Below are 6,054 nucleotides of genomic sequence, written 5' to 3' on the forward strand. Positions count from 1 at the left end.
CGCGCCTCGCCCGCGACGGCCACCTGACCGCCCACACCACCCCGCACCGCACGTACTACACCGCAGGGAGCACCACCCCATGACCATGGCTGTGCCCACCACCCCGGCCGGCGCCGAGCTGGCGTACATCCCCGCGCCGGACGGCGCCCCCGCCGATGTCCCCCGCATCTTCCAGGCGCTCAACTGCGTGATGCGCGACGTGTCCCCCGTCGCCAAGGACCAGACGAACACCCACCAGCGCTACAACTTCCGGGGCATCGACGACCTGATGTCGGCCGTCGCGGGGCCGATGCGCTCCCATGGCGTGTTCCTCATCCCCCAGTTGGTCAGCCGCACGGCGCAGCAGCGGGGTGACAAGTGGACGTTCGTCACGGTGGAGATGAGCTACCGCCTGTACGGCCCGGCCGGTGACGCGCTGGTCGCCGTCGTGCCCGGTGAGGCGGGCGACACCGCCGACAAGGCCACCAACAAGGCGATGAGCGCGGCGCTCAAGTACCTGCTTCTCCAGGTCCTCATGATCCCGGTCGACGCCCGGTCGATCGACGACGGCGACCGCGACCACCCGGCACCGCCGGCCGCGCCCCGGCAGGCCGAGCAGCAGCCGCGCCGCACCCGGCAGGCCGAGCCCGGCCCGTGGGAGTCGGCGCAGCCGGCCGCCCCGGATTTCCTCGCCGAGGCGAAGAAGGCGAAGACGGTCGAAGAGGTTCGGGCGATCTGGAGCCGGGCCAAGGCCGCGGGTTCGTCTGACGCCGGGGAAATCGCCGAGATCGGCGCGGCGATGGGGCGGCGCAAGCCCAACCCGCCCCGGCAGGCCGAACAGCAGCCGCACGCCCAGGCAGCGCCACCGGCCAACGCCGCGCACGACCAGGCGCTCGCCGAGATGCACGCCGCCGCCGAGGCCGCCGGCCTGACCCCGACCGAGGCCGACGCCGCGTTCGTCGCGCACTACGGTCACGCGCCGGCCGAGGGCACCGTCGCCGAGCTGGTCGAGCAGCGCGACACCCTCATCGAGGCCGCCGGGGGTGCCCAGTGAGTCTCAAGGACGCCGCGCTGCGCGAGGCCGTCGTCAAGCTCCTGTCCGAGCTGGTAGCCGGGGAATTGAAGGCGGTCCGGGCCGAGGTGCAATCCGGGCTGGACACCGCCGCGACAGACAGCGGCACGCGGCAGATCGCCGTGTCGCTGCCGGACGGCACCCGGGTGGCGACGATCAGCCTCACCGAGCCTTCGCCCGAGGCCACCGTCGTTGACGAGGCCGAGTTCGTCGCATGGGCGCGGGAGCAGTACCCCGACGCCCGCGACACCCGGATCGTGCGCGACATCCGGCCGTGGAAGCGCGCCGAGTTGCTGGGCCAGATGACGGCGGCCGGCGTGCCCGAGGTCCAGGTCGTCGACGAGGACACGGGGGAGATCACGGCCACGCACACCGTGCCCGGGGTCGAGATCCGCCCGACCCGCGCCCGTTCGCACAGCGTGCGGTTCGCCAAGACGGGCCGCGACGACATCCTCGCGGCGTGGCGTGGTGGGCAGCTCGGCGCCGCCGTCCCGCCCGCGCTCGCCCCGGCCGAGGGGGGCGCCGCGTGATGACCGTGCTCGCCGTCCTCGGCTCCGTCGCCGCCGCTGTGGTCGGCGTGTGGGCCGTACAAACCCGGCTCGCCCACTACTACCGCACCCCGAAGGACTGACCCATGGCGTACATCGCTCACCGCTGCGCCTGCGGGCATCTGCCCGCCGCGCACCCGCAGACCGGCGGGTGCACGCAGCTCGCCGGCCGCTCCTGCCCCGGGGGCCCCTGCTCCGCGCGCCGCGCCGCCGCGCCCGAGGTCGTGCCGACGTGGGACGCCGCCGGGCGCCCCGTGACCACCATCGCCGCGCCCGGCGAGCGGCTGCCCGGCATCGGCGACACGTGCGACTGCCCGGCCTGCACCCAGCTGTACGAGCAGCACACCGCCGCCTGACCTACCGCCCAACCCGCCCCGGGGGCGCACCCCGCCCCCGGGGCCCGCACGAAAGGAGGCTCGAACGAGATGAGCCTCGACGCCATGGATTGGGTGTGGACCCACGCTACCGCCCGGGGAACGGCGCGGCTGGTACTGCTCGCCATCGCAGACCGCGCACCCGGCCCGGACGCCACCGCCTACGCCGGTACGACCATGCTCGTGCAGCGCACCCGCGCCGCCCGGTCATCGGTACGGGCCGCCGTCGACAAGCTGCTCGGCGACGGCGAGTTGGTCGTCGTCGAAGGGGCGCGGGGGCCGCGCGGGGAGACCGTCTACCGCATCCCCGGCGCCGTCAACCACAGCCGGGCCGAATCCGATTCCGCCCCGTCTGGGGGGCCGAAATCCGGCCCCGGGCCGGAATCCGAGGGGGCCGAAATCCGGCCCGGGGAGGGCCAGAATCCGGCCCCCGGGGGGCCAGAATCCGTACCCCCGGGGGGATCGGATTCCGGCCCGGGGAGGGCCGGAATCCGGCCCGGAGGGGATCGGATTCCGGCCCCCAGAACGCAAGCACCAGAGCACCAAGAAGAGAACAAGCAGCAGGGCTACGCGGCGACCGCCGCCGCACTCGCCGACCTGCGCGCCCAGCTCGCCGCCGCCCAGGTGCCCACCCCGGCGCGCTGGTCGCTCAGCCTCGACGAACAGCGCGCCGTCGCCGAGCTGGTCGACCGGCACGGCGCCGCCGCCCTGGTCGCGCTCGCCGCCGCCCGCACCACCCCGACCGACGCCCCCAAGCCCGCCCGGTACTGGCTCCGGGTCTGGTCGGACCTCGACCACGCGCCCGCCCGCCCGGGCGGCGCCGCCGTGATCCCCCTGCACGGCCCCCGCCCCGCCCCGGCCGCGAGCCACACCGACAACCTGCTCGCCGGTCTGCGGCTGCTCGAACAGGAACAGGAAGGAACCGCATGAACCGCCAAGAGGCAGCCGTGCTGCTGCACTTCGCGGGCCAGCTCGACGGGCGCATAGCCCGGACGCTGGCCAACCCGGGCGCCGCCGCCCGCATGATCGCCCGGTGGGCCGAGGCCCTGCCCGAGGTGCCGAGCACCACCGCTGACGGCCGCTGGGACGTGTCCCGTGTTGTCCGCCGGTACTACGAGCAGCGCGGGGGCGACCACTCCGCCCGCTTCTTCGCGGTCGAGCCGCACCACGTGCTCAGCGAGTGGGCGAGCCACCGCGACGACGCGCTCGGCCGTCACACCGACCCCCTGCCCGCCGCCGACCCCGACCGGCCCGAGCAGTGGCGTGCCGAACTGCTCGGCGCGCGCCGGGCCGTGGCGACCGGGGCCGCCGCGCCGGCCGACCATCGCGCGCTCACCAGCGGCGGACCTGCGCCGACGGTCGCCGACGCCATCCGGGGCACCGGCCGCCGCATCCCCCCGGCCGTCGCCGCCCAGCTCGCCCCGTACCGGCCGACCCGCGCCGCCCGCGACCAGGCGCTCGCCGCCGGCCGCCCCGACCCCCTCAGCGTCCCGTGCGCCTACTGCGCCGCCCGCACCGGGCAGCCGTGCCGCATGGGCACCGGCCGCCGCCCCCGCACCACCCCGCACCCGTCCCGCATCGAGGCCGCCGAGCTGGCGGCCGGACAGGAGACCGCCGCATGAGCACCCGACAGCGCCGACGCCGCATCACCGACCGCCGCACCGACCCCACGCTGTACGCCCTCGGCGAGTGGCCCGACGGCCGGCCCCCGGCCCGCTACGCCACCGCCGACCGCGCCCGCATCGCCAGCATGACCCGCCGATGGGCCGAGGCCGGCGCCTACGTCACCGTCACCCGCCACATCGGCGGGGAGTGGAGCATCGTCCGGGAGATCGACGGGCCCGCGCTGCTCGCCGCCCGCGAGCAGGCCGCCGCCGAGGAACGCCGCGTACAGGCCATCGACCGGCAGCTCGCCGAGCAGGCCACGCGCAACGCGCACGCCGCCGCCGTCGACCGCGCCGACGCCCTCGACCAGCTCGGCCGACTCATGACCCGGCCGCCCGTCGCACGGCTCGACACCGGCCGGCCGACCGCCCGCCACGTCATCGGACGGCGCGGCACCCGCGACTGACGGACCACCAAGGGGGCGCCCCAACGCACTCGCAGGGGCGACCCCCTGCCCCGTATCATTCTGTCCAGACAGATTCACATTCCGCCGAGAGAGACAGGTGCCCTTGTGGCAGGCGAGACCGTCATCACGATCGTCGGCAACCTGGTCGACGACCCCGAACTCCGCTTCACCCCCTCCGGCGCCGCCGTCGCCAAGTTCCGCATCGCGTCCACGCCGCGCATCTTCGACAAGCAGAGCAACGAATGGCGCGACGGCGACGCCCTGTTCCTCACCTGCTCCGTCTGGCGACAGGCCGCCGAGAACGCCGCCGAATCCCTCACCAAGGGCATCCGCGTCATCGTCCAGGGCCGCCTCAAGCAGCGGACCTACGACGACCGCGAAGGCATCAAGCGCACCGTCTACGAGCTGGACGTCGAAGAAGTCGGCCCCAGCCTCAAGACCGCCACCGCGGCGATCACCCGGAACGGCGCGAACGGCCGTCAGAGCGCCCCCCAGCACAATCGCGCGCCCCAGGGCCACCAACAGCCCCAACGCGACCCCTGGGGCCAGGCAGCCCTCACCGAACCCCCGTTCTGACCCGAGCGTCACCGCTCGACCGGTCGGCCGCCCCGCCGCGCGCGGGAGCGGCCGGCCACCCCCCGGACCGATCCGACCCGAGGAACCTCTCGTGACCGAGACCCGCCCCACCCCGCCGCCGCCCGCTCTCGCCCGGCTGCTCGCCATCGCCGCCCGGGAACTGGCGACCGCCCTCCGCGCCCACCACGGCACCGTGTACGACGACCGGGGGGCCCGCACGGCGCGCGGCGTGCTGCTTGCCGCCGACCACCTCGACGCGCACGCCGACCAGCTCGACCAGCCGGCCGACCCGGACGAGCACGAGGCGCCCGGGTGGCGGCACGTCCTGACCGAGGACGAGTACGACCGCGCGTTTCTCGCCGGGCTGAGCGCCCCCCTTACCGCCATCGGCAGCGCCACCGTCGAGCTGGTCCTCGGCGCTGGCCTTGCCCGGCTGGGCATCCTCCCGCCGCCGCCGGACCCCGAGCCCGGCGCCTGCACCGAGCAGTGGGCCACCCCGTACGGCTACTGGGCCCAGTGCGCCGAGGACCCCGGCCACGACCCGGCCGACGGCCACGACGACGGCGAGTGGTCGTGGCCGCACCCGGACGCCGACGCGCCGATCCCCTACGCCCTCACCCCCGCCGCCACCACGCTCACGACTGGAGACTGACCATGCAGCCCACCCGGCACACCGTGCAGGTGACCCGCATCGAGCACCGCCTCGGCCTGCCCGCCGCCCCCGCCGACGTGAGCACCATGCTCGCGATCGTCGGTGAGGAGTTGCGCGGCGACGGCCGCCAGCTCGACGCCGCCGAGGTCCGCGCCGCCGACGGCGTACTCACCGTCAGCTACGAGGCGCCCCGGCTGCTGCGCGGCGTGGCGGCCGTCCGATGACCGCTCCCGCCGCCGAGGCCGCCGAGCTGCTGCACCTGGTCGACCGCGCCGAGGGCGGCCGGCTACTGCCCGACGAGGCCGACCTCATGCGCGACGGCATCCGCCAGCTCGACGCCCGAGCTACCCGCGCCGAGGCCGCCGCCGAACGTCTCCGCGCCACCCGGCGCAGCACCCAACGCGCCCGCCGCGCCCACCGCAACGACGACTGGGAGACCGAGTGATCACCGCCGCGTGGGACGCCATCCGCGACCAGCTCGCCCGCATCGGCCCAGCCATCGACGAAACGTTCAGCCAGCGTGCCGCCGCCCGCCGGTATCACGCGGCATGGCACTCCGCCCGCCGACGCGCCGCCGTCCGGACCGATGCCGAACAGCGGCTCGCCACCGCCGCCCAGCTCGCCGGCGCCCTGTGCGACCACCTGCCGGGCGACGCCTGGACGCTCGCCCACGCCATCCGCCGGCTGTGCAACGGCGAGATCACGCCCGAGCAGGCGCTCGACGCGACCGGCACCGACTGACCGCCCACCGGGGCCGCGCCACCCCCGGCGCGGCCCCCCCC

At 75.7% G+C, this 6,054-nt stretch carries 11 protein-coding genes; all 11 read left to right on the forward strand.

Annotation, left to right across the window (positions count from 1 at the left end):
* Positions 1–79: 79 nt before the first annotated feature.
* Positions 80–1,033 carry an ERF family protein gene (locus ACFV5N_RS23400; protein WP_385603192.1) on the forward strand — a complete coding sequence of 318 codons (954 nt, stop codon included), beginning with the start codon at positions 80–82 and terminating at the stop codon, positions 1,031–1,033.
* Positions 1,030–1,581: a hypothetical protein gene (locus ACFV5N_RS23405; RefSeq protein WP_385603195.1), complete on the forward strand. Its 552-nt coding sequence runs from the start codon at positions 1,030–1,032 to the stop codon at positions 1,579–1,581. The genes ACFV5N_RS23400 and ACFV5N_RS23405 overlap by 4 nt, the downstream gene beginning before the upstream one ends.
* Positions 1,582–1,685: 104 nt before the next feature.
* A complete protein-coding gene (locus ACFV5N_RS23410; RefSeq protein ID WP_385603198.1) occupies positions 1,686–1,955 on the forward strand; it encodes a hypothetical protein in 270 nt (89 codons plus the stop codon).
* A 69-nt stretch (positions 1,956–2,024) separates the two neighbouring features.
* Positions 2,025–2,903 carry a hypothetical protein gene (locus ACFV5N_RS23415; RefSeq protein WP_385603201.1) on the forward strand — a complete coding sequence of 293 codons (879 nt, stop codon included), beginning with the start codon at positions 2,025–2,027 and terminating at the stop codon, positions 2,901–2,903.
* Positions 2,900–3,595 (forward strand): hypothetical protein, encoded by a 696-nt coding sequence (locus ACFV5N_RS23420; protein WP_385603204.1) that lies wholly within the window; start codon positions 2,900–2,902, stop codon positions 3,593–3,595. Before ACFV5N_RS23415 ends, ACFV5N_RS23420 begins: the two co-directional genes overlap by 4 nt.
* Positions 3,592–4,044, forward strand: coding sequence for a hypothetical protein (locus tag ACFV5N_RS23425; RefSeq protein WP_385603207.1), 453 nt, complete (start codon positions 3,592–3,594; stop codon positions 4,042–4,044). Before ACFV5N_RS23420 ends, ACFV5N_RS23425 begins: the two co-directional genes overlap by 4 nt.
* A gap of 105 nt (positions 4,045–4,149) precedes the next feature.
* The gene (locus ACFV5N_RS23430; protein WP_385603209.1) at positions 4,150–4,620 is read left to right on the forward strand and encodes a single-stranded DNA-binding protein; all 471 of its coding nucleotides are present in this window, start codon (positions 4,150–4,152) and stop codon (positions 4,618–4,620) included.
* A 91-nt stretch (positions 4,621–4,711) separates the two neighbouring features.
* Positions 4,712–5,272, forward strand: a complete 561-nt coding sequence (locus tag ACFV5N_RS23435) for a hypothetical protein (RefSeq protein ID WP_385603212.1) — start codon at positions 4,712–4,714, stop codon at positions 5,270–5,272.
* Positions 5,273–5,274: 2 nt separating this feature from the next.
* The gene (locus ACFV5N_RS23440) at positions 5,275–5,496 is read left to right on the forward strand and encodes a hypothetical protein (RefSeq protein WP_347229230.1); all 222 of its coding nucleotides are present in this window, start codon (positions 5,275–5,277) and stop codon (positions 5,494–5,496) included.
* Complete coding sequence (locus tag ACFV5N_RS23445; protein WP_385603215.1) at positions 5,493–5,717, forward strand: hypothetical protein; 225 nt, start codon at positions 5,493–5,495, stop codon at positions 5,715–5,717. Before ACFV5N_RS23440 ends, ACFV5N_RS23445 begins: the two co-directional genes overlap by 4 nt.
* Positions 5,714–6,013 carry a hypothetical protein gene (locus tag ACFV5N_RS23450; protein WP_385603218.1) on the forward strand — a complete coding sequence of 100 codons (300 nt, stop codon included), beginning with the start codon at positions 5,714–5,716 and terminating at the stop codon, positions 6,011–6,013. The genes ACFV5N_RS23445 and ACFV5N_RS23450 overlap by 4 nt, the downstream gene beginning before the upstream one ends.
* The last annotated feature ends 41 nt before the right edge of the window (positions 6,014–6,054 follow it).

The organism is Streptomyces sp. NPDC059853 (assembly GCF_042731495.1).
Lineage (GTDB): Bacteria > Actinomycetota > Actinomycetes > Streptomycetales > Streptomycetaceae > Streptomyces.

Excerpts from the sequence above, each read along its gene's own strand:
- ACFV5N_RS23400 (WP_385603192.1), top strand. The coding sequence starts at position 80 with ATGACCATGGCTGTGCCCACCACCCCGGCCGGCGCCGAGCTGGCGTAC.
- ACFV5N_RS23410 (WP_385603198.1), top strand. The coding sequence starts at position 1,686 with ATGGCGTACATCGCTCACCGCTGCGCCTGCGGGCATCTGCCCGCCGCG.
- ACFV5N_RS23415 (WP_385603201.1), top strand. The coding sequence starts at position 2,025 with ATGAGCCTCGACGCCATGGATTGGGTGTGGACCCACGCTACCGCCCGG.
- ACFV5N_RS23420 (WP_385603204.1), top strand. The coding sequence starts at position 2,900 with ATGAACCGCCAAGAGGCAGCCGTGCTGCTGCACTTCGCGGGCCAGCTC.
- ACFV5N_RS23425 (WP_385603207.1), top strand. The coding sequence starts at position 3,592 with ATGAGCACCCGACAGCGCCGACGCCGCATCACCGACCGCCGCACCGAC.
- ACFV5N_RS23440 (WP_347229230.1), top strand. The coding sequence starts at position 5,275 with ATGCAGCCCACCCGGCACACCGTGCAGGTGACCCGCATCGAGCACCGC.
- ACFV5N_RS23445 (WP_385603215.1), top strand. The coding sequence starts at position 5,493 with ATGACCGCTCCCGCCGCCGAGGCCGCCGAGCTGCTGCACCTGGTCGAC.